Raw genomic sequence first — 655 nt, 5'->3', positions numbered from 1 at the left:
TGTCACCCCTGTACGGGTCCACCGGAGTTCAGCCTTCGGGGACCTCCACATCGACGCCGGGGGCGAGGACCTGGTGCACGTACGCGCCCTTGTGGCAAGGAGAGCCATCCGAGCTCAGGGCGTGCGGACGACGGCTCCGGAGACGAACCACTGCACCAGGGCCGCGGCGAGGTGGACTCCGGCCCGGGCGGCCTCCAGTGTCTCGGGCACGGTCGCGGTCTGGGCCCCGTGACGCGAGGTCTGTCCCTCCCACAGCGCGCGCATCATGGCCTCAGCCGGGGCGATCGGATCACCGGTCGGGGATGGGATCGCCGCGCTGAACTTGTGCCGGGCGTTCTTGATCTCACCCAGCATGGTGCCGAGGGTGGCTTTGGCGTGGCTGGGCTGGATGACGGCGTGCGCCGCGCACTCCACCGCCTTGATGGCTTCGCTGTATGCGCGCACCGGGTCCGGGCCACGCCCGTAGGCCGCCTGCCAGGCCGCGGCGAGATGGTCGGCCGCCGACCCGGCGGCGGGCCCGGCCGCAGCGTCGGCGATCGTCTGGCGGACCGCGTCGCGCACGCCCGGCGTGACCCGCTCCTCCAGCCCATCCCCTGCCTCATTGACCCGGTAGGCCGATCCGGCGTCGTCGAGGATGCGGCTGAGGAGCTGGACC

Annotated in this window: 1 protein-coding gene; it reads right to left on the bottom strand. The window is 72.5% G+C overall.

Annotated features, from left to right (window positions below; genetic code table 11):
• Positions 1 to 114: 114 nt before the first annotated feature.
• A partial coding sequence (locus CA983_RS44700; RefSeq protein ID WP_244207383.1) for a hypothetical protein occupies positions 115 to 655 on the bottom strand: 541 nt, incomplete at its 5' end.

The organism is Streptomyces swartbergensis (genome assembly GCF_002148965.1).
GTDB classification, from domain to species: domain Bacteria; phylum Actinomycetota; class Actinomycetes; order Streptomycetales; family Streptomycetaceae; genus Streptomyces; species Streptomyces swartbergensis.
Note: the sequence above shows the minus strand (reverse complement) of the source record. Positions and strands in the feature narration are given on the sequence as shown.